The 19817-nt window shown below is 70.6% G+C and carries 19 protein-coding genes; 6 read left to right on the forward strand and 13 right to left on the reverse strand.

Features of this window, described 5'->3' with window-relative positions:
• Positions 1–13: 13 nt before the first annotated feature.
• Positions 14–334 carry a GroES family chaperonin gene (locus tag NE236_RS08295; RefSeq protein WP_252841262.1) on the forward strand — a complete coding sequence of 107 codons (321 nt, stop codon included), beginning with the start codon at positions 14–16 and terminating at the stop codon, positions 332–334.
• 31 nt (positions 335–365) lie between these two features.
• Here NE236_RS08295 and NE236_RS08300 read toward each other — a convergent pair whose 3' ends face one another.
• The 4 genes from NE236_RS08300 to NE236_RS08315 all read right to left on the reverse strand — a co-directional run bounded on the left by NE236_RS08300 (position 366) and on the right by NE236_RS08315 (position 4417).
• Complete coding sequence (locus tag NE236_RS08300) at positions 366–1139, reverse strand: S1 family peptidase (protein WP_252841263.1); 774 nt, start codon at positions 1137–1139, stop codon at positions 366–368.
• A 171-nt stretch (positions 1140–1310) separates the two neighbouring features.
• On the reverse strand, positions 1311–2045 hold the full coding sequence (locus NE236_RS08305) for an SDR family NAD(P)-dependent oxidoreductase (protein ID WP_252841264.1): 735 nt from the start codon (positions 2043–2045) through the stop codon (positions 1311–1313).
• A gap of 177 nt (positions 2046–2222) precedes the next feature.
• Positions 2223–3725, reverse strand: coding sequence for a sensor histidine kinase (locus NE236_RS08310; protein WP_252841265.1), 1503 nt, complete (start codon positions 3723–3725; stop codon positions 2223–2225).
• The gene (locus NE236_RS08315; protein WP_252841266.1) at positions 3722–4417 is read right to left on the reverse strand and encodes a response regulator transcription factor; all 696 of its coding nucleotides are present in this window, start codon (positions 4415–4417) and stop codon (positions 3722–3724) included. The genes NE236_RS08310 and NE236_RS08315 overlap by 4 nt, the downstream gene beginning before the upstream one ends.
• A gap of 105 nt (positions 4418–4522) precedes the next feature.
• Between NE236_RS08315 and NE236_RS08320 the strand changes: the two genes are divergently transcribed.
• On the forward strand, positions 4523–4711 hold the full coding sequence (locus tag NE236_RS08320; protein ID WP_252841267.1) for a hypothetical protein: 189 nt from the start codon (positions 4523–4525) through the stop codon (positions 4709–4711).
• A gap of 223 nt (positions 4712–4934) precedes the next feature.
• Complete coding sequence (locus NE236_RS08325; protein ID WP_252841268.1) at positions 4935–7577, forward strand: fibronectin type III domain-containing protein; 2643 nt, start codon at positions 4935–4937, stop codon at positions 7575–7577.
• Positions 7578–7819: 242 nt separating this feature from the next.
• Here the strand turns inward: NE236_RS08325 and NE236_RS08330 are convergent, their stop codons facing one another.
• The 6 genes from NE236_RS08330 to NE236_RS08350 all read right to left on the reverse strand — a co-directional run bounded on the left by NE236_RS08330 (position 7820) and on the right by NE236_RS08350 (position 13149).
• Positions 7820–8215, reverse strand: coding sequence for a hypothetical protein (locus NE236_RS08330; RefSeq protein WP_252841269.1), 396 nt, complete (start codon positions 8213–8215; stop codon positions 7820–7822).
• 128 nt (positions 8216–8343) lie between these two features.
• The gene (locus NE236_RS43365; protein ID WP_289850103.1) at positions 8344–8469 is read right to left on the reverse strand and encodes a hypothetical protein; all 126 of its coding nucleotides are present in this window, start codon (positions 8467–8469) and stop codon (positions 8344–8346) included.
• A 56-nt stretch (positions 8470–8525) separates the two neighbouring features.
• A complete protein-coding gene (locus tag NE236_RS08335; protein ID WP_252841270.1) occupies positions 8526–8924 on the reverse strand; it encodes a hypothetical protein in 399 nt (132 codons plus the stop codon).
• Between the two features lie 127 nt (positions 8925–9051).
• Positions 9052–9747: a maleylpyruvate isomerase family mycothiol-dependent enzyme gene (locus tag NE236_RS08340; protein WP_252841271.1), complete on the reverse strand. Its 696-nt coding sequence runs from the start codon at positions 9745–9747 to the stop codon at positions 9052–9054.
• 85 nt (positions 9748–9832) lie between these two features.
• Positions 9833–12547, reverse strand: coding sequence for an FG-GAP repeat domain-containing protein (locus NE236_RS08345; protein ID WP_252841272.1), 2715 nt, complete (start codon positions 12545–12547; stop codon positions 9833–9835).
• 188 nt (positions 12548–12735) lie between these two features.
• Positions 12736–13149 carry a hypothetical protein gene (locus tag NE236_RS08350; protein ID WP_252841273.1) on the reverse strand — a complete coding sequence of 138 codons (414 nt, stop codon included), beginning with the start codon at positions 13147–13149 and terminating at the stop codon, positions 12736–12738.
• A 260-nt stretch (positions 13150–13409) separates the two neighbouring features.
• Between NE236_RS08350 and NE236_RS08355 the strand changes: the two genes are divergently transcribed.
• The 3 genes from NE236_RS08355 (at position 13410) to NE236_RS08365 (ending at position 15976) form a co-directional block, all read left to right on the forward strand.
• A complete protein-coding gene (locus tag NE236_RS08355; protein ID WP_252841558.1) occupies positions 13410–14591 on the forward strand; it encodes a homogentisate 1,2-dioxygenase in 1182 nt (393 codons plus the stop codon).
• A gap of 282 nt (positions 14592–14873) precedes the next feature.
• Complete coding sequence (locus tag NE236_RS08360) at positions 14874–15239, forward strand: hypothetical protein (protein ID WP_252841274.1); 366 nt, start codon at positions 14874–14876, stop codon at positions 15237–15239.
• Positions 15240–15607: 368 nt separating this feature from the next.
• The gene (locus tag NE236_RS08365) at positions 15608–15976 is read left to right on the forward strand and encodes a hypothetical protein (protein WP_252841275.1); all 369 of its coding nucleotides are present in this window, start codon (positions 15608–15610) and stop codon (positions 15974–15976) included.
• A gap of 120 nt (positions 15977–16096) precedes the next feature.
• Here the strand turns inward: NE236_RS08365 and NE236_RS08370 are convergent, their stop codons facing one another.
• From NE236_RS08370 to NE236_RS08380, 3 genes are all read right to left on the reverse strand, one after another.
• Positions 16097–17734 (reverse strand): dipeptide ABC transporter ATP-binding protein, encoded by a 1638-nt coding sequence (locus NE236_RS08370; protein WP_252841276.1) that lies wholly within the window; start codon positions 17732–17734, stop codon positions 16097–16099.
• Positions 17731–18720, reverse strand: coding sequence for an ABC transporter permease (locus NE236_RS08375; protein ID WP_252841277.1), 990 nt, complete (start codon positions 18718–18720; stop codon positions 17731–17733). The genes NE236_RS08370 and NE236_RS08375 overlap by 4 nt, the downstream gene beginning before the upstream one ends.
• Positions 18721–18843: 123 nt before the next feature.
• Complete coding sequence (locus tag NE236_RS08380) at positions 18844–19803, reverse strand: ABC transporter permease (protein ID WP_252841278.1); 960 nt, start codon at positions 19801–19803, stop codon at positions 18844–18846.
• Between the last annotated feature and the right edge of the window lie 14 nt (positions 19804–19817).

Genomic DNA, 19817 nt, shown 5'->3' on the forward strand with positions numbered 1-19817 from the left:
TAGAATCTCGACTGTGGCCGAGCCGAAGTTCGAGATTCAGATGCTGCACGACCGCATCATGGTGCGCCCCGAGAAGGAATCGGGGGAGCGCCGCAGCAGCGGGGGCATCGTGATCCCGGCGACCGCCGAGCAGGCCAACCGGCTGGTGTGGGGCGAGGTCTGCGGCGTCGGGCACAACGTGCGCACTGTCAAGGTCGGCGACATGGTGCTGTACCACGAGGAGGACCGCTTCGAGGTCGAGGTCCAGGGCGAGCAGTACCTCGTGATGCGCGAGCGCGACCTGCACGCCGTCGCCAACGAGCGCCCCGAGTACGGCACGGGTCTCTACCTGTAGGACGAGTGTCCCCAGCGCGGCCCGCGTCCCCTCACAGCGGCAGGGTGAACGCCGACAGGCGGGAGTAGACGCCCGGATAGCCCGCGCGGGCACAGCCGTACGCCCAGGAGGTCAGGCCGGCCAGCCGGCCCCGGATGATGAGCGGGCCGCCGCTGTCGAACAGGCAGGTGTCGGCCTGCGGCGAACCCGCGCACACCATGTCCTTGGCCTCGAAGGCGTCGCGACCGTACGCCGCCGCACAGCGCGCGTCCGAGGCGATCGGCACGGTGGCCTCGCGCAGCCGCGCGTTGAACAGGTCCCGCTCCGAGGTCGTGCCCCAGCCGAGCACCCGCGCGTCGGCCCCCGGCGGATAGGTGCCGTACCGGCCGATCACGGGCAGCGGCACGCGGCTCATCGGTCGCGTCAGCGTGAGCAGGGCCACGTCGTGGTGCTCGACCGTCTCACCCTTGAACGACGACTCGCGGAAGTCCGGATGCACCCAGACCTTCTTGACCTGGACGCTCTCGCCGTCCTTCTTCGACAGGTCGGCGCGGCCGAACACGGCGCTCAGCAGGCCTGGCACCTGGCGCAGGAAGTTCACGCAGTGCGCCGCCGTCACGACCTTGTCCGGCGCCACGAGCACGCCGCCGCAGAACTGCCCGGAGGGCCGGATCAGGAACGCCGGGGTGCCGATCGCCGCCAGCCAGGACGGCGGGCCGGTGAGCGAGCCGCCGACGATCGCGTTCGCCGGGGGCGTCACCGGGCCGGCGCACAGCACCAGCGCCGACAGGACGACCGCAGCGATACGGCGCGGGAACAGGGGCATGGGGGAACACCTCCGTCCGGTGCCGTAAAACCTAACGGCACCGGCCCCCGTCGCGCGAGGGGGATCGGTGATCGGGTGCGCGGGCGGGGCACGCCCGTGACCGGCGGGGCCGGATCCGTACGGACGGCGCCGCGTGCGATGCGTGCTCGCCGGGCCGTGACGGTGCCCGGTTCATTCGTACGTGCGGCCGGTGCGCGAGGAGATCCGCCCCACGAGATTGCGCGGGATGAGCCTGCCGAGGCCGACGAGGGCCTTGTACTGGACGCTGGGGACGCTGACGGTGACGCCCCGCCGGAAGTCGCGCAGCGCGTCGGCGACGACGCGGTCGGCGTCCAGCCAGAGCGGTTCGGGGATGCCGGAGACGTTCATGTTCGCCCGGTCGTGGAACTCGGTGTGCACGAAGCCGGGGCACAGTGCCATGGCGTGGACGCCCGGAACGTCCTGCGCGATGCCCTGGCTGAACGAGACCACCCACGCCTTTGACGCCCCGTAGGTGCCGCGGGAGAAGAACGCCGCGACCGAGGCGACGTTGATGACGCCGCCGCGGCCCCGCTCCCGCATCCCCGGCAGGGCGGCGTAGGTCAGCCGCAGCACCGCCTCGCAGTGCACGCGCAGCATCCTCAGCTCGTCCTCCAGAGGGACCTCGAGAAAGCGTCCCTTGTTCCCGAACCCGGCGTTATTGATCACCAGGTCGGCGCGGCGGGCGGCCTCCTCGCCCTTGGCGATGCCCTCATCGGTGGCCAGGTCGGCGACCACGACCTCGGCGTCGCCGTACTCCTCGGCGGCGCGGGCCAGCCGCTCGGCGTCGCGGGCCAGCAGGATCAGATGAAAGCCGTCGGCGGCGAGGCGGCGGGCGAACGCCGCGCCGATCCCCGCGGTGGCGCCGGTGATGAGAGCGGTGGGCATGACCCCAGGTTACCGAGTGCCCCCCGTCCGAACCGATCTTGGTCTCGGCGCGCCTACCCCGCTGCACGCGTCCTCACCGCTGGTTTGGCTGGGCTGCTTGGTCCGCCTCCGTCGACCGCGCCCCCTCACCGCCGGTCCGGCCGGGCTGTCTGGTTCGCCCGGGCTGACCGCGCGTCCTCACCGCTGGACCGGCTGGTCCGGTCGGTCTGCCCGGGCCGACCGCGACCCGGAGCCGGATGCCGGCCGGGACCTCCGTTCGGCCCCGGGCGCGAACGGCGGCCCGGCCTCCGGGGGGAGGCCGTCGCCGATGACGGGGGAGCCGGGGAGCCGCAGGCGCATCAGCGCGCCGCCGCCGGGCCGGTTCTCCGCGTACGCCTCGCCGGCGTGGTGCTCGGCGGCGTGCCGGACGATCGCCAGGCCGAGGCCCGATCCGCTGACCGCGCGCGCCGCCGCCGACCGGTAGAAGCGCTCGAAGACGTGCGGCAGGTCGTCCGGTTCGATGCCGGGCCCCTCGTCCGCGACCACCAGCTCGCCGTCGCGGAGCACGACCCAGACGGTGCCGTCCGCCGGGCCGAACTTCACCGCGTTGTCGAGCAGGTTCGTGACCGCCCGGGCGAGCTCCCCCTCCGCCCCCTCCACGACCCACGGCTCCAGGTTCAGCGAGAACTCGGTCGCCGGGGCCCGCAGGCGCACCCGCTCGACCGCGTGGCGGACGACCTCGTCGAGCCGGACCGGCGCGCGCAGACCCGGCGCCTCGTCCTCGCGCGCCAGTTCCACCAGGTCTCCCACCAGGGTGGTCAGCTCCGTGAGCTGTGCCTTCACGTCGGCGAGCAGCCGCTCGTGCGTGCTTTGGGGCAGCGGCCGCTCCGGGTGCCGCTGGATCTGGATCAGCAGGTCGATGTTGGTGCGCAGGCTCGTCAGCGGGGTGCGCAGCTCGTGGCCGGCGTCGGACACGAGCTGCCGCTGCCGCTCGCGGGAGCGGTTGAGGGCGGCCAGCATGGCGTTGAAGCTGTGTGCGAGCTCGGCGATCTCCCCGCCGCCCGAGACCTCGATCGGCGTGGGGTCCAGGTCCTGTGTCCGTGCCATCCGCGTGGCCGCCCGTGTGAGGTTGCGGATCGGCCTCAGCCCCGCCCCCGCGACGGCGAAGCCGGCCGTGGCGGCCAACGTCACGGCGCCGAGGCCGAAGATGACGGTCCCCACCTGAAGCCGCAGGACGGTGCCGTCCACGTCGGCCAGCGACCGGGCCAGCACGATGACGTTGCCGTCCGGGGCCCGCGTCGTGACGACACGTACGTGGACGTCGCCGGAGTAGGCGCTGCGCAGCCTGAACCCCGGGCCCCGGCTCGCCGACACCGCGCGTACGTCGGCGGAGTCGACCGGGACCGGGAGCGTCGTGCCCGGTGTCGAGGTCACCGAGCCGTCCGGGTGGACGATCGCGACGCTGACCCCCAGCGGGGCGAGCAGGTGGGCGTCGTGCCTGTCGCCCGGCCGGTCCTCCGGAGAGTGGGCGAACGACTTCGTCTGGGCGATGAGCGTCTGGTCGATCTGCCGGCGGAGCTCCTTCTGCAGCAGCGTGTCGGCGGCGAACGACACGATGACAATCGCCAGGATGACGGCACCGGCCGCCAGCAGCGCCACCCGGGACCGCAGCGAGAGCCGGCGCGGGGACGGGATTATCATCGGAGGGTGTACCCGACCCCGCGGACCGTGTGGATCACCCGGGGTTCGCCGCGCTCTTCGGTCTTGCGCCGCAGGTAGCCGATGTAGACGTCCAGGGAGTTGGACGAGCGCCCGAAGTCGTACCCCCAGACCTCCTCCAGGATCCGGGATCTCTCCAGCACGTGCCGCGGACTGCGCATCATGAGCTCGAGCAGGTCGAACTCCGTGCGCGTGAGCTCGAGGGGCCGCTCGCCGCGCCGGGTCTCCCGCGTGGTCAGGTTCATGGTGAGATCGCCGAAGCGGAGGATCTCCTCACGGGTGCCGTCCCCGTCGTCGAACCCGCGGGACCGCCGCAGCAGCGCGCGCAGGCGGGCGAGGAGCTCCTCCAGCTCGAAGGGCTTGGTGAGGTAGTCGTCCGCCCCCGCGTCCAGTCCGGTGACACGGGCGTCGAGGTCGACCCGTGCCGTGAGCATGAGGATCGGGATGTCATCCCCGCGCCGCCGCAGCATCCGGCACGCGCCCAGACCGTCCAGATTCGGCATCCTCACGTCGAGGATCAGGACGTCGGGCCGGGACGCGTCGACCGCCTCGAGGGCGCCGATCCCGTCCTCGGCGAGTTCGACCTCGCAGCCGTTGAACCGCAGCACCCGCTCGAGGGCGGAGCGCACCGCGGGATCGTCGTCGGCCACCAGGACCCGTGCGGAAGCCACCATGCGTTCAGCCTGGGCAGTCGCCGTGATCCGACCATGAAGCCAACATGAGACCCACCTGAGATCCCCGCGGTCCCACCCGGCAGCGGTCGTGCCGTCCGGGGCGTCATGGCCGGAACCGGCCCCTTCCAGCGTCTTGATCCGGTGTTCGGCGGGCGTGACAGCGCGCGCCCGTTCCTGCCGCCGGCCTCGGTCACCGACATCGAGTACAAGGCGGGGACGGTGTTCGCGGCGACGTTCGGCCGCGGCGTCTACAGCATGAGGATCACCCCGGCGTTGCTCCGTCGGATTCACTGACCGGCTCCGCCGACGTTGACTTCGGGAGTATCGCCCATCGAGCCGCTGCTCGAACGGCGATACTCCCGAAGTCAACGAGAAGCGCGATGAAACGAACGTTGGCGAGAAGGCGGACGAAGTGATCCGATCAATACTTCCCGATCCGGTCGTTTCCGGGGCCGATCTATTGATCGACACGATGATTGATCCTACCTTTAGGGCGTCTCCCGACCCTGGAGGGCCGATGTCTCGCTTCTTCCACCTCCGCAGGCCCGGGCCCCGGGCCGCCTTCGCCGCCGAGCCATCGCGATCCCGGGCCACGGGCGTACGGCTCCTCACGGCCGGACTGACCGTCGCCGCGACCGCCGGAGCGCTCCTGGCCGGGGTACCGAACGCGCAGGCGGCGGCGTCCCAGGACGTCTACGTCTCCCCGACGGGCTCCGACCGTGCGCCGGGGACCGCCGCACGCCCCGCCCGGAGCCTCGAACGCGCCCGTGACCTGGTCCGGTCCCGGCACCCCGCCGGGGACCTGACCGTGCACCTCGCGTCCGGCGTCCACCGGCTGACCCGGCCCCTCCGACTCGACGCGCGCGACTCCGGGCAGAACGGTCACCGGGTGATCTGGCAGGGCTCGCCCGGCACGGTGATCAGCGGCGGACGCCGGGTCACCGGCTGGCGGCCCGGCCCGAACGGCGTCTGGACCGCCCCGGCCCCGGCCGGGCTGACCGACACCCGGCAGCTGTACGTGAACGGCGTCCGCGCGCAGCGCGCTCGCGGGACCGTCCCCCTCACCCTGACGGCGACCGACACCGGGTACACCGCCTCGGCCGACACACTGTCCCGGTGGCGCGACGCCGGCGACCTCGAGTTCGTCTACACCGCCGGCGAGAAGCTGTGGAACGCCGAGCGTTACGGCCTCGGCCAGTGGACCGAGCCGCGCTGCCCGGTCGCCTCGGTCTCCGGCGCCACGATCACGATGGCGCAGCCGTGCTGGGACAACTCACGGAAACGGGTCATCTTCCCCGACATCCCGGGCCGTACGGTCAACATGGTCGGTCCCGGCACGCTGACCACCGGCAGCCTGCCCGCGTACGCCGAGAACGCCCTCGAACTGCTCGACCAGCCGGGGGAGTGGTACCTCGACCGGACGCGGCACGTCGTCCACTACAAGCCGCGTGCCGGGGAGGACCTGCGCCGCGCGGACGTCGAAGCCCCGAAGATCGAGAAGCTGATCGACGCGAACGGCATCCACGACGTCGCCTTCCGCGGCCTGCAGTTCTCGTACGCGACGTGGCTGACGCCGTCCGGGCCCGAGGGCTTCTCCGAGATCCAGGCGGGCTACACCATCACCGGCACGACCGGGTACGCCACGCAGGGCTTGTGCCAGTTCGTCGCCGGCGGCACCTGCCCGTACGCGTCCTGGACCCGGGAGCCGGGCAACATCTCGGTCACCGGGGAGCGCGTCGAGTTCGGCGACAGCGTCTTCACTCATCTCGGCGCGGCCGGGCTGGAGTTCGGTACGGGCACCAAGGACTCGGTCGTCCGCGGCGACGTCTTCACCGACATCTCCGGCAACGGAGTGGAGATCGGCGGCGTCGACAAGCCACAGGCCGACGACGCCGGCACCACGAGCGGCAACACGGTGGAGGACAACCACCTGTACGGGCTGCCGCGCGAGTTCCACGGCGGCGTGGCCATCATCAACGGCTACAGCCAGAACGACACGATCGCGCACAACCAGATCGACGACGTCGCGTACTCGGCGATCTCCATGGGCTGGGGCGGCTGGCCCGACAAGATCGGCAAGCCGGCCACGCCGAACCTCTCACGCGGCAATGTCGTGCGCGACAACCTCATCTTCAACTACATGCAGCTGCTCGACGACGGCGGCGGCATCTACACCCAGGGCATCACCGGCACGTCCCTGGCCGACGGCGAGAAGGTCACCGGCAACGTCATCCACGACCAGTGGGGCCTGGGCAAGAACGTCTACACCGACAACGGCTGCACGTACGAGACGATCGAGGGCAACGTGCTGTACAACGCGGCGTACGCCAACGTCGCCAGCCGGCACACCGACTACCGCGACTCCCTCGGCAACAACGACCCGACGCTGATCAAGGGCAACTACTGGCAGCAGGGCGACCCGGACAGCGACAACAAGGGCCTGGTCACCCAGGGCAACCACATCCTGTCCGACCCGTCGAAGGCACCCGCCGACATCGTGAACAACGCGGGCCTGGAGCCGAACTACCGTTCCCTGCTCGGCGTCCGGACGCCGACCGCGCCGGAGGCTCCCGGACGCGTCGCCACCTTCGCCGCGGACGGCAAGGTGTACGTCGCCTGGAACCCCGCCTCCGACGGCGCGGCGCCCACCTCGTACACCGCGACGGCGTCCGGCGGGAAGAGCGTCACGATCGGCGCCGCCGACTTCCGGCGCACCGGCTACACCGCCATCGACGGCCTCACCAACGGAACGCCGTACACGGTGACCGTCACCGCCCGGGGCGCCTCGGGCGTCAGCGTGCCGTCGCTGCCGTCGCTGCCGTCCGCCGCCGTCACGCCCGGCCCGGGTACGGGTACCCTCGCCGCCGCTCCGACGAGCCTCAAGGCGCGGGCGAGCGCCGACGCGGTCGCCCTGCAGTGGACCCCGCCGACCGTGACCGGTGACACCCCGGTGATCGGCTACACGGTGACCGTCTCCGACGGCCGCACGGTCGCGGTGCACGGCCGCGACACGCTGATCAGCCAGCCGACGGCCAAGGCACTGCTCCGCGTGGTGAACGGCCTGCAGCCGGGCACGAAGTACACCTTCACCATCGCCGCCGTCACGGCCACCGGCACCGGCACCCCCGCGTCGGTCACCGCGACGACGCAGGGCGGCTGAGGCGGCGAGACGACACAAGACACGAGGGCCGCCCCGGGGGCAGGGGGCGGCCCTCGGAAGGCGCGAGGCTGCCCACTTCGACGATCACCGCGCCGACGCATAACCAGGCACAAGTAGCCGTCAGGCGATGCGGGCGATTACCCGTCCGTGGTCGAGGACGGCCCCTCAGGACCTGGCGTTCGTCGGCCAAGGCCCAGGTGATGGGCAGTCCGGCTGGTGTACGGATCAGGCGCAGCCGCAGTCTAGCTGTGCACGACGGCGCAGGCGTCGCCCGCGTAGTCCTGGTTCACCTTGTGCGGTGCGACGCCGGAGCAGAGCATGGTCTTGTTGGGGAACTTTTTGTAAACGTACGCGCGGGCCTCGACCGCGTTCTTGACCTTCGGCCCCCAGATGAAAGAGGTCTTGTGGTGCGGCGCGGCCACCTCGACGTAGGGATAGCCGCTGAACATCTTGTGGTTGGGACGGTAGATGGTCACGGTGTTGACCTTCAGTCCCTTCCCCACCACGGCGGCGCACCACTTGGAGCCGCACTTGGTGGCGTTGTCCGTGTGCACCGTGGTCGCGCTCGCCGTACCACCGGTGAGTGCCAGACCGGCCGCCGCGGCGGCGCCGACGAGGACCATGGAGAGTTTGCGCATGTTTCCCCCAGATGATGATCTTGCGTGGATGAGATCACCTTAGGGATGCGATAGGCCGTGAAACAGAGTCTGCGGACTCAACGAGAGATTAGGTCCTGAGACCTATTCGTGATGTCGCTGAGACCCTGTCAGGCCAGGCAGCGCAGGGCGTCGCGGAGGTCCGCGTCGAGCGGGTGGTCGGCGGGGAGGCGTCCCACCGTCGCCTCGACGAACTTGGCCGGGGTCAGTCGGCCCAGGACCCGGGGCGTGCGCACGAGGGCCGGCCCCCCGGGGACAGGGGGCGGCCCTCGGAAGGGCGTGAGGCCGCGGTCTACGCGTGCAAGATCATGCAGGCGTCACCCACGTGGTCGATTCGCGACTTCGTCGGTGCGACGCCGATGCAGAGCATGGTTTTGCTGGCGAACTTCCTGTTGATCGTTATGGTCTTCGAACCCACCGTTTTAGTGATCCTGGCCTTCCAGATCCAAGTGATCTTGTGGTGCGGCGCTATCGCCTCGACGTAGGGATATCCCTTGAACTGCTTGCGGGAGCGGAGGGTGATTTTCGCGGCGACGACATGCACTCCCCTCGCATTCACGGCGGCGCACCACGTGGTGCCGCATGGGTTGGCGCTCTCCGTGTGCACCGTGCTCGCGCCCGCCGTACCAGCGGTGAGTGCCAGACCGGCCACCGCGGACGCGCCGGCGAGGACTATGGAGAGTTTGCGCATATTTCCCCCTAGAGATGATCTTGCGTGACGGGATCACCCTAGGGATGCGAAAGGTCGCGTCACAGAGTCTGCGGGCCCAACGGAAGATTAGGGCCTGAGACCTATTCGTGATGCCGCTGAGACCATGTCAGGCCAAGCAGCGCAGGGCGTCGCGGAGGTCCGCGTCGAGGGGGTGGTCGTCGGGGAGACGTCCCACGGTGGCCTCGACGAACTCGGCCGGGGTCAGCCGGCCCAGGCCGCGGGGCGTGCGCACGACGAGGCCGCCGCCGTCGTCCTCCTCGACCTCGACGTCGGCTCCCTGCTCTTCCAGCACGAACCGGCCGACCGCGACGCGCCAGGCCGTGCGCTCCCGGGCGTCCTCGACAGGGACGCCGACGTCGTCGCCGTGCGTGGCGTACTCGGAGGAGTAGTGGAACGCCTGCAAGCCGACGGGGTACGGCCCGGCCATCGTGGACAGCGTCGCGTCGCGGCCGAGCGCGCGCATCCGCCGGCGGGTGTCGCCGTTCTGGGTGCGCCACTCGTCCAGCACCTCCTCAATGGGAAGGTCGCGGCGGGTGCGGACGGTCCAATCGTTGAAGTCCGTGATGCCGGAGACGCCGTTCTTATCCAGGCGGGCCCAGAGCCCTTCGAGGTCGTCGTCGAGGCAGGCGTGGTTGTAGGCATCCTCGCCCGCCAGATGGGCCAGGACGTCGCGGACCGTCCATCCCTCGCAGCGGGACGGTCGCATCCAGTCCTCGGCGCCCAGCCCGCTGAAGTAACGGTCGAGACGCTCCGCCTCGGCGTCGAAGATGGCGAACGGGTCGAGATCATCGAGTGCGGTCACTCTCGTCCTCCTGCCCCAGCGACGGCGGAACATTCCGCCGGGCGCAGAGCGACGCTTTACATCGGGCTGCTTCGCGTCCTGACCGTCACGCCACTGCCTGGGCTGCGGCGATCCGCTGCTCCAGCACCTGTTGGATCCAGGTGAGTCGTTCCTGGTAGGCGGCGTTGTCAGGATGGGCGAGGGCCAGGCGTTGGGCGTAGGGGACGACCTGCCGTACGGGCTCGACGGCTTCGGTCGCCGGCAGGTATCCGGAGTTGATGCCGACCTGTGCGATCAGGTCGAACAGGTAGGCGTCGTTGGCGCCCGGTGCGAACGCCATGAACAATCCGAGGGCCTGCCGGGTGGGGTCGGCGGCTTCGGGGCGGCGACCGGCGGCGTCCAGTCGTTGCGCCAGCACGACCAGGATCCATGGGTATCGGTAGCGATAATCCATGTTCGCCGGGTTCGTCTCAGTCAGGCGTTGGGCGAAAGGCACCGCCTGCCGGACCGACTCGACCGCTTCGGTCGCCGGCAGGTACCCCGAGTTGATGCCGACCTGCGCGATCAGGTCGAACAGGTAGGCGTCGTTGGCGCCCGGTGCGAACGCCATGAACAATCCGAGCGCCTGCCGGGTGGGATCCGCCGCTTCGAGGCGGCGACCGGCGGCGTCCAGTCGTTGCGCCAGCACCACGAGGATCCATGGGTATCGGTAGCGATAATCCATGTTCGCCGGATTGGCCTCGGCCAGCCGCCGAGCGAAAGGCGCCACCTGTCGTACGGGCTCGACGGCTTCGGTCGCGGGCAGGTATCCGGAGTTGATGCCGACTTGTGCGATCAGGTCGAACAGGTAGGCGTCGTTGGCGTCCGGAGCGAGTTCCAGGAAGAGTCCGAGGGCCTGCCGGGTGGGGTCGGCGGCTTCGGGGCGGCGACCGGCGGCGTCCAGTCGTTGCGCCAACACGACGAGGATCCATGGGTATCGGTAGCGATAATCGGGATTGTCGGGATTCGCCCTGGCCAGGCGTTGGGCGTAGGGGACGACCTGCCGTACGGGCTCGACGGCTTCGGTCGCCGGCAGGTATCCGGAGTTGATGCCCACCTGCGCGATCAGGTCGAACACCTTCGGGTCATCGAGGGTCGGGGCCAGGCGCAGGAGGATCTCGATTCCACCTCGGGCGGGTTCAGCCGCTTCACCGGTCCGGCCGGCCGCGGCGAGTCGCTGACTCTGGGTCAGCAGACTGTGGGAGAGAACGAACAGATCCTGGCGGTCCTGGTCGGTGAGAGGGGTGCCGTCCCGTCCGGTCGTCCGCTCCTGCACCGGACCACCGGAGGACGGCTGGAGGTACCACCGGCCGGTGCTGGGACGCCACACGGCCAGGTCGGCCCTGCCGTCGCGGTCGTAGTCCGCGGGAGCCGGCTGATCTTGCGGTTCGCCGAGGCGCTGGATCCGCACGGGTCCACCCGCGGCGGGTGCGATGAACCAGACTCCCCCGTCGGGGCGCCAGACCGCCGGGTCGATGCGCTGATCGCCGTCGTAGTCGGCCTCCACGCCGAAGTCCGCCGGGAACGACACCCCGAACGACTGCCAGGGCCCGGTGACAGGGCCGGCGGCCGACACGTAGCGGATCGAGTACTTCCCGCTCGCGGCCGCGGTGACGTACGGCGGGTTCCGGTCGGTGCGGACGAAGATCTCACCGTCGATGACGGGCTCGTCGGTGGTGCGCTGCCACACGCCGCTGGCCCGTTCGTCAGGTTCCAGAATGCCGTCTTGCTCGAAGATCTCCAGACGTACGCCGAACTGCCGGTCGTCCACCGGCGCGGGGCCGATGGCGGTGCGCCAGGGAGGCCCGGTCGGATGGACGGTGCCGCCGACCCCGAACACGTCGCCCGTCTCGAATTCGGCGAAGCTGTCGTCGGCGGGAAAGCGCCACGCCCGTACCTCGGTGGCCGTGCCATCTCCCCAGTTGCCGGTGAAGACCCGCACCACGAAGTCTCCATCGGAATCACCCCCGGGGTCGCCGTCATCGACGATGGTCACGGCCTCCACGGCGAGATCGACCTGGCGTACCAGCAGCGTGACCTGCTGGACGTGCTCCTGCCAGGTCCCGTTGGTGTCCATGACGCGCACGATCGCGGTGTAGGTGCCACCGGGACGCAGCGCGCTGCCGGTCGCGTCGTCGGTCTTGACCAGGTCCACCCGCCGGGTGCCGCGCGGTTCGCCCAGCAGGATCCGGCCGATCGGGCGGGTGAAGGCGTGGTAGCCGAACGGCGGAAACTCCTTCGGCGTTCCCTCCCCGATTTCGGCGACGACGGCCACCGGTACGCGCCCGGCGGTGGCGACGTCCACCGTCACCTTGTCCGGCCCGAGGGTGGCCACCAGCCCGTCGGGGGCCAGGAGCGTGCCGCGTTGCCCGGCCGCCAGCACCGTCTTCATCCCGGTCAGGTCGGTGTCCGGTCTGTTCGGGTCCGCGTCCGGGTCGGTGGTGCCCCAGACCCGGTAGACATCGCCCTTGCTCAGGACCGGTGCGTCGACGTATCCCCGCAGCTGGTAGTCGGCGAGGCCGGATTCCGGTCCCAGCAGGCCGCCCTGCCGGACGTTCGACGCCCGCATCCGGTTCTTCAGCGCATCGCCGGTGAGCTTGCGCCACGCCGGGAGAGGGGGATTGTCGGTGATGCGCTGTTCCCACAGGATCGGCTCCGATTGGACATCGAAGCTCTCGTATTTGACCAGCACCACCGGGCCAGGCCCCACCGGCGGAACACCATAGAAGAAGACCTCCTCGGCGGCATCATCCAGATGCGTGGTCACACCGATGGTCACCATGAGACCGGCCCCCTCAGCGAACGGTGAGTTTCCGGCGGACTGCTGCCGCCCTGCTCGAACCGTTGCATCCGCCGCGCCACCGAACATGAGTAGCCCCTACTCACTCTCCGCCGCCGCGGCCGCGAGTGGACCTTCAGGCGAGCGGAGCCAACGCCCCCGCGCTCCAGATCCGGCGGGCGCGCCGCCGGTCAGTGCCGGTAGCGGAAGCCGACGCCGTACCGTCCGGTCTTGGTGGACCTGCTCACCTTGACGGCGGTGAGCGTGAAGCCTCCGACCGCGACGGACTGCGGGGTCGCCGACGCCGTGAACCTGCGCTCGGCGTGGCCGGTGACGTCGGTGACGATCACCTTCACCCGCCCGGCCTTGAGCGCGCCGGTCTTCAGGCGGAGGCCGCCCGCCGTCCTGGTCGTGCCGACCGCCTGCCACCACGGCGCCGCCTTGGCGTGCCGCTTGGCGGGCTTGTGGGACGCGGTGGCGTGGGGGGACGGAGACTTCTTCCGGGTGGCGGCCTGTTCGCGCCGGGCCGCGCCGGCCGGGTCGCTGCAGCCCGCCAGCAGCCCGAGCGCGACGATCAAAGCCGGAAGGCGTATGCCTCCGCGCATTCTTCCTCCTCGTTGAGCGACGGGAAAACCTTAGTCGCAACCGGCGCTGCCCATGGACGTCCGTGTCCCCAGGGCGAGGTGCCCCGGGGCGAAACGGGTACGGGCGCCTCGGCGGTGCTCCCGTCCCCGGGGTCCGCGCCTCCGTCCGCTCAGGCGTGCGACCAGCGCGGAGGCCCCCTGGCGGCTGTGGCGGCCGTACGGGCCACGGCCTACAGTCGGCAGTGAAGGTGATCGACGCTTTGCCGAGATCCGGAGTGGAGATGCCCTATTACCGCGCCGTCGGGGAGATCCCCCGCAAACGGCACATCCAGTTCCGCAGACCCGATGGGGGGCTGTACGCCGAGGAGCTCATGGGGGAGGAGGGGTTCTCATCCGACTCCTCGCTGCTCTACCACGTGCACCCGCCCACCGCGATCGTCAAGAGTGAGGGCGTGGACCTTCCGGCCCACGCCACCGGTGCGACGCCGAACCATCCGCTGATGCCGCGCCACTTCAAGGCGCACGAGCTGAAGAGCGGGGGTGATCCGGTCCTCGGACGGCGGCTGCTGCTGGCCAACGACGACGTCCGCATCTGCTACGTGGTCGCCGACACGGACGGCGAGCTGTACCGCAACTCGGTCGGCGACGAATGCGTGTACGTCGAGGCGGGCCGCGCCCGGCTCGAGTCGACGTACGGGTCGCTCGACGTCGGCCCGGGCGACTACGTCGTCGTCCCGACCGGGACCATCCACCGTTTCGTCCGTACGGACCCCGCCGAGCCGCTGCGCCTGATCGTCTTCGAGGCGTCCGGGCACATCCGGCCGCCGAGGCGCTACCTGTCGCAGTACGGCCAGTTCCTGGAGCACGCGCCGTACAGCGAGCGTGACCTTCGGGGCCCGGTCGAGCCGCTCGTTCACGAGGGGGAGGACGTGCCGGTACTCGTCCGCACCCGCGCGGGCCTGTCCCGGCTGACCTACCGGCACCATCCGCTGGACGTCGTGGGCTGGGACGGCTGCCTGTACCCCTTCGTGTTCAACATCGCCGACTTCGAGCCGATCGTGAAGCGCACCCACGCCCCTCCGCCGGTGCATCAGACGTTCGAGGGGCCGAACTTCGTGATCTGTTCGTTCTGCCCCCGGCCGCTGGACTTCGACGACGCGGCGGTGCCGATTCCCTATAACCACCACAATGTCGACTCCGACGAGGTGATGTTCTACGTCGCCGGGGATTACACGGCGCGCCGGGGCTCGGGTATCGACATCGGGTCGATAAGCCTGCACCCGTCCGGATTCACTCACGGTCCCGCGCCCGGTGCCGTGGAAGGCGTCATCGACGCGGTCAGAAAAGGCCATACGACCACCACGGAAACGGCCGTGATGATCGATACGTTCCGGCCGCTGAACATCGGCGGGGAGGCATCGTCCGTCGAGGCCTCGGACTACGCCTGGACCTGGGCTCGCTGAACGCCCGCATCCGGCGGAATGCCGGAGATGCCGAGTCGGCCGTGGCTGGAAGTCGGCCATTGGCGGCCTTCTCGGCATCTCCCGTCCTTATTGCCATCTCATTTATCGAAAATCTCACCATGAATGCCGCACCCACGATTGATCGCGTACGGTAATTGAGAAATACCGAGTGTTATCAAGGGTCCTCCGGGTAGTAGACGCGGTGGATCCGACGGGCGCCCATAAAGGTCGCTTGAAGGGTCCGGGCAACACGCTTCCTGCTACCTCAAGACGGAGATCTGCATGCGAAAAATGTACGCGCTCGGAACGGGAACGATGGCCCTCGCGGCAGTGGTGGCCACCGGCCTCGCGGCCCACGCGGACAAGGGTGATCCCGTGCCGGAACCGGCCGCCCACAGCAAGACGGCGCTGCCCGCCGGATACCAGATCGTCACCCTTCCCAACGCGAACGTCCCGAACTTCCAGCGGCGCGTGGTCTTCTGCCCGGGCGGCAAGCACGTCCTCGGCGGCGGCGGCGAGGCCCAGGGCAACGGCGCGATCCTGGTCGGCAGCTTCCCGACCCTCGACGGCCGCGGCTGGATCGCCCTCGGCCGGCAGATCGGCTACAGCACGGTCGGAATCAGCGTCTACGCGATCTGCGCGTACTGATCCCGTCGCGGTTCCGCGGTCCTTCATGACGCCGTGAACGGCCGAGACCCGTGAGGTTCCGACGCCGGCCGCCCGTTCCCCGGGCGGCCGGCGTTCTCGTATGCGGGCCGTCGACCGGCCGCTTCACCGTCCCTAATCGACCATTGGCGACCTTCTTGGCATTGCCGGAAAGCCATACCATTCTTGGTTATCGGAAATCCTGCCATAAATCGCCCGTAATTCGTCTGGTCGCGTGCAGCGGGAAAAATACCGGGTGTTATCAAAGGCCGTCCGGGTAGGAGGTGCGAGGGATCCGATCGGTGCCGTCAAAGGCCGCCGTGCGGATCCGAGCAGCGCAGTTCCCAGCTACCCCCCGAACGGAGATCTGCATGCGAAAGATGTACGCGATCAGCACTGGAATGGCGGCCCTCGCGGTTGTGGCGGCCACCGCTTTCACCGCTCATGCCGAGAGCGGGGCGCCCGCCGCACGGACGGCCGCTCACAGCAGGACGGCGGCTCTTCCCTCCGGATACCAGATCGTCAAACTCCCCAACGCGAACGTCCCGAACTTCCAGCGGCGCGTGGTCTACTGCCCGTCCGGTAAGTACGTCCTCGGCGGCGGCGGCGAGGCCCAGGGCAACGGCGCCATCCTCGTCGGCAGCTTCCCGACCGACGACGGCCGCGGCTGGATCGCCCTCGGCCGGCAGATCGGCTACAACGACGTCGGGATCAGCGTCTACGCGATCTGCGCGTCCTGATCCGGTCGCGGGTCCCCTGGCGGGGAACCTCACGACCCGCATGACGTCCGGCGCCGGCCGCCCCTCCCAGGGCGGCCGGCGCTTCGGTTCTCGGCCTCGCACCCTGGCCGGCCCATACCGTCATGCCAGGACGGGCACCGCTGTGAGAAGCGCGCGGGTGTACTCGTGCCGCGGCGACGCGTACAGCTCGTCCACGTCGGCCAGCTCGACCAGCGCGCCCCCGCGCATCACCGCGACCCGGTCGCTCACCTGGCGGATCACCGCCAGGTCGTGGGACACGAAGACGATGGTCAGGCCGTAGTCCTCCTGGACGTCGCGCAGCAACTCCAGGATCTGGGCCTGGGTCGAGACGTCGAGCGCGGACACGGGCTCGTCGCAGACGAGCAGCTTCGGCCGCAGGGACAGCGCACGAGCGATGCCCACGCGCTGGCGCTGCCCGCCGGAGAACTCATGCGGGTAGCGATCGTGCCGCGCCGGGTCCAGGCCGACGCGCTCCATCAGCTCCCGCGCCGTCTGGCGGGCCTCTCCCGCCGGCACACCCCGCACCCGGAGCGGGTCGGCGATGCCGTCGCCGACCGTGCGCCGCGGATTCAGCGACGACGTCGGGTCCTGGAACACCATCTGCAGATCGCCCCGGATCGAGCGCAGGCGCTTCTCCGGCAGGCCGGTGACGTCCCGGTCCTCGAACGAGATCCGGCCCGAGGTGGGGGCGAGTAGCCCGACCATCATCCGCACGAGGGTCGTCTTGCCGCTGCCGCTCTCCCCCACGACGCCGAGGGTCTCGCCCCGTCGTACGTCCAGGGACACGCCGTCCACGGCCCGTGTCGTCTCACGGCGCAGCCCCCGGCCCGGCCGCCGGAACTCCCGGGTGAGGTCCGTGACGGTCAGCAGGGGATCGCCGGGTTCGCGCCGGGCCGCCCGGGGCGCGTCCAGGCGGGGAACGGCGTCGAGGAGCGCACGCGTGTACGGCCGCGCCGGGGCGCGCAGCACCTCCCGCACCGGCCCCTGCTCGACGGCACGGCCCCGGTGCATGACGAGGACCTCGTCGGCCGAGCGCGACACGACGCCGAGGTCGTGGGTGACGAGCAGCAACGCCATCCCAGTGTCGGCCCGCAGCTCGTCGAGCAGGTCCAGGATCTGCGCCTGCACGGTGACGTCGAGGGCGCTGGTCGGCTCGTCGGCGACCAGGATCTCCGGTTCGCAGGCCAGCGCCATCGCGATGAGGGCGCGTTGCCGCATGCCGCCGGAGAACTCGTGCGGGCGGGCCCGCGCCCGCCGGGCCGCGTCCGGGATGCCGACCCGGTCGAGCACCTCGACCGCCCGCGCCCACGCGGCCCTCCGGCCCGCACCCGAGTGGGTGCGGTACACCTCGGCGATCTGGTCGCCGATCCGGTAGTACGGGTCGAGCGCGGATAGCGGATCCTGGAAGATCATCGCGATGCGACGGCCCCGCAGCCGCCGAACCCCTTCGTCGTCGAGCGCGTTGACGTCGACGCCGCCCGTTCCATCCGTGATCTCCGCGCCGAGCAGGATCCGGCCGGTGACCCGGGCGTCGGTGTGCCGGTGCAGGCCGAGGAGGGCGAGCGCCGTGGTGCTCTTGCCGGACCCGGACTCGCCGACCACGCCCAGGGCGCCACCGGCGGCCAGGTCGAAGGACACCCCGTCGACGGCGCGGAGCACGCCTCCGCCGGAGGAGAACTCGACGGTCAGGTCACGCACCGACAGGACGGTGTTCCCATCGGCCCCGTTGCCGGTCACGCCAGGACCACCCTTCGGTCGACCGTCGCGTACAGCAGGTCGGCGGCGGTGTTGGCCAGGACGACGGCCAGCCCGGCGGTCAGCGTCAGTCCGGCCACGACCGGCAGGTCGACGTTGTTCGACGACTGGACGATCAGCTGGCCGATGCCCGGCAGCCCGAACAGGGTCTCGGTGAGCATGGCGTTCACCAGGACGACGCCGAACTCCACGGCGTTGATCGAGATCAGCGGGGTCAGGGCGCCGCGCAGCGCGTGCCGCCCGATGACGCGGCGTTCGGGCAGGCCGTACGCGCGGAAGGTGCGGATGTGGTCCTCCGAGAGGGTCTCGAGCATGCCGGTGCGCGTGAGCCGCGTGAAGATCGCGGACTGCAGGATGGTCAGCGTCAGCCAGGGCAGGATGAGGTTCCGCGCCCAGCCCGCGGGGTCCTCGGTCAGCGGCACGTACACCGGGAAGTCGAGCCACTGCAGCCATCCGCAGAAGACCATGAGCAGCAGCAGGCCGCTCACGAACACCGGGGTGCCCAGGCCGCCGAGCACGAAGACGGTGATGAGGCGGTCGGTGAGGCGTTTCTCGCGCAGGGCCGACACCAGGCCGAGCGAGACACCGGTGACCGTCCACAGCACGAGGGCGCCCGCGGTGAGCGACAGCGACACGGGCAGCCGCTGGGCGATCAGCGAGAGGACGGGCAGGTCGGTCTGGAAGGAGTAGCCCAGGCACGGCGCCGCGCAGTGGGTCACGTCCGGCCCGGAGCTGTAGTCCCGGCCGACGACCAGTCCCTCCAGGAAGTGCCAGTACTGCGCGGTGATCGGCTGGTCGAGGCCGAGCTTGTGGTGGACGACGGCGAGCTGGGCGCCGTCGCAGCCCTTGCCGCAGACCAGGATCGCCGGGTCGGCGGGGATGGCGTAGAAGATGCCGTAGACGACGGCGGTCATCACGACCAGCAGCACGAGCAGGCTGCCGAGACGGCGCACCAGGTAGAGGATCACGGGTGGCCTCGCAGTGGCTGCTTCGAGCCCGGGGGGACGGGCGGCAGGTACAGGGTCATCGGCGGCCTCGCCGGGGCCGCTTCGAGCCCGGGGCGACGGGCGGCAGGTAGGGCAGGCAGAGGGTCACCGGCGGCCTCGCGGGGACGCCTTCGGATCCAGGGCGGCGCGCAGTCCGTCGGCGAACAGCGTGAACGCCAGGACGGCGGTCAGCAGCGACAGTCCCGGCACCAGGACGTACATCGGATCGGCCCGGAACCAGGTGGTGGCGGTCGACAGCATCTGTCCCCAGGAGGAGGTCGGCGGGTGCACGCCCACGCCGAGGAAGGACAGCCCCGCCTCGGAGACCATGTTCGTGGGGAGCAGGATCGCCGCGTAGGTGAGCACCTGGGGGAGTGCGCCCGGCAGGATCTCGCGCAGGGCGATCCGCGCCGGTGACGCGCCCGACAGCCGAGCCGCTGCGACGTAGTCGCGGGTCTTCAGGGACAGCACCTGGCCGCGGGTGAGCCGGGCCGTCCCGCCCCAGTTGAACAGGCCGATGACCAGCATCAGCAGCACCGGCCGGGGGAACGACTGCGGCACGATCGCCAGCAGCGCGATCGCGAACATCAGCTGCGGGAACGAGATGGCCAGGTCGATGAGCCGGCCCAGCGCGGCGTCGGCGACGCGGCCGCCGAATCCCGCGGCGAGCCCGATCGCCACGCCGAGCAGCAGCTGCACGACGAGCGTGCCGAACGCGACCGTGAAGGAGATCCGCGCCCCGTAGAGCGCGCGTGCGAACAGGTCACGGCCGGTGGTCGGCTCGACGCCCAGCCAGTGGTCGGCGCTGACGCCGCCCAGGGCGCCGCGCGGCACGCCGCCGCGCGCCGAGTCGAGCAGCTGGATGTGGAACGTCGTGGTGTCCTGGCCCTCGATCGCGGCCAGCAGCGGGGCGAAGACGGCGGCCAGGATGAGCACGACCGTGACGACCAGGCCGGCCATGGCGGGCCGGTCCGACCGCAGCCGCCGCAGCACCTGGCGGGCACGGGCCGGCGGCCCGGACGCGGGGGCGCCCGGACCGCCGACCTCGGTGACGAGCTCGGTCACGGCGCCGCCCGGCT

The organism is Actinoallomurus purpureus, from assembly GCF_024055795.1.
GTDB classification, from domain to species: Bacteria; Actinomycetota; Actinomycetes; order Streptosporangiales; family Streptosporangiaceae; genus Actinoallomurus; species Actinoallomurus purpureus.

Excerpts from the sequence above, each read along its gene's own strand:
- NE236_RS08310 (WP_252841265.1), bottom strand. The coding sequence starts at position 3,725 with ATGATAATCCCGTCCCCGCGCCGGCTCTCGCTGCGGTCCCGGGTGGCG.
- NE236_RS08300 (WP_252841263.1), bottom strand. The coding sequence starts at position 1,139 with ATGCCCCTGTTCCCGCGCCGTATCGCTGCGGTCGTCCTGTCGGCGCTG.
- NE236_RS08350 (WP_252841273.1), bottom strand. The coding sequence starts at position 13,149 with ATGCGCGGAGGCATACGCCTTCCGGCTTTGATCGTCGCGCTCGGGCTG.
- NE236_RS08320 (WP_252841267.1), top strand. The coding sequence starts at position 4,523 with ATGGCCGGAACCGGCCCCTTCCAGCGTCTTGATCCGGTGTTCGGCGGG.
- NE236_RS08335 (WP_252841270.1), bottom strand. The coding sequence starts at position 8,924 with ATGCGCAAACTCTCCATAGTCCTCGCCGGCGCGTCCGCGGTGGCCGGT.
- NE236_RS08345 (WP_252841272.1), bottom strand. The coding sequence starts at position 12,547 with ATGGTGACCATCGGTGTGACCACGCATCTGGATGATGCCGCCGAGGAG.
- NE236_RS08305 (WP_252841264.1), bottom strand. The coding sequence starts at position 2,045 with ATGCCCACCGCTCTCATCACCGGCGCCACCGCGGGGATCGGCGCGGCG.
- NE236_RS08325 (WP_252841268.1), top strand. The coding sequence starts at position 4,935 with ATGTCTCGCTTCTTCCACCTCCGCAGGCCCGGGCCCCGGGCCGCCTTC.
- NE236_RS08360 (WP_252841274.1), top strand. The coding sequence starts at position 14,874 with ATGCGAAAAATGTACGCGCTCGGAACGGGAACGATGGCCCTCGCGGCA.
- NE236_RS08365 (WP_252841275.1), top strand. The coding sequence starts at position 15,608 with ATGCGAAAGATGTACGCGATCAGCACTGGAATGGCGGCCCTCGCGGTT.
- NE236_RS08315 (WP_252841266.1), bottom strand. The coding sequence starts at position 4,417 with ATGGTGGCTTCCGCACGGGTCCTGGTGGCCGACGACGATCCCGCGGTG.
- NE236_RS08355 (WP_252841558.1), top strand. The coding sequence starts at position 13,410 with ATGCCCTATTACCGCGCCGTCGGGGAGATCCCCCGCAAACGGCACATC.
- NE236_RS08330 (WP_252841269.1), bottom strand. The coding sequence starts at position 8,215 with ATGCGCAAACTCTCCATGGTCCTCGTCGGCGCCGCCGCGGCGGCCGGT.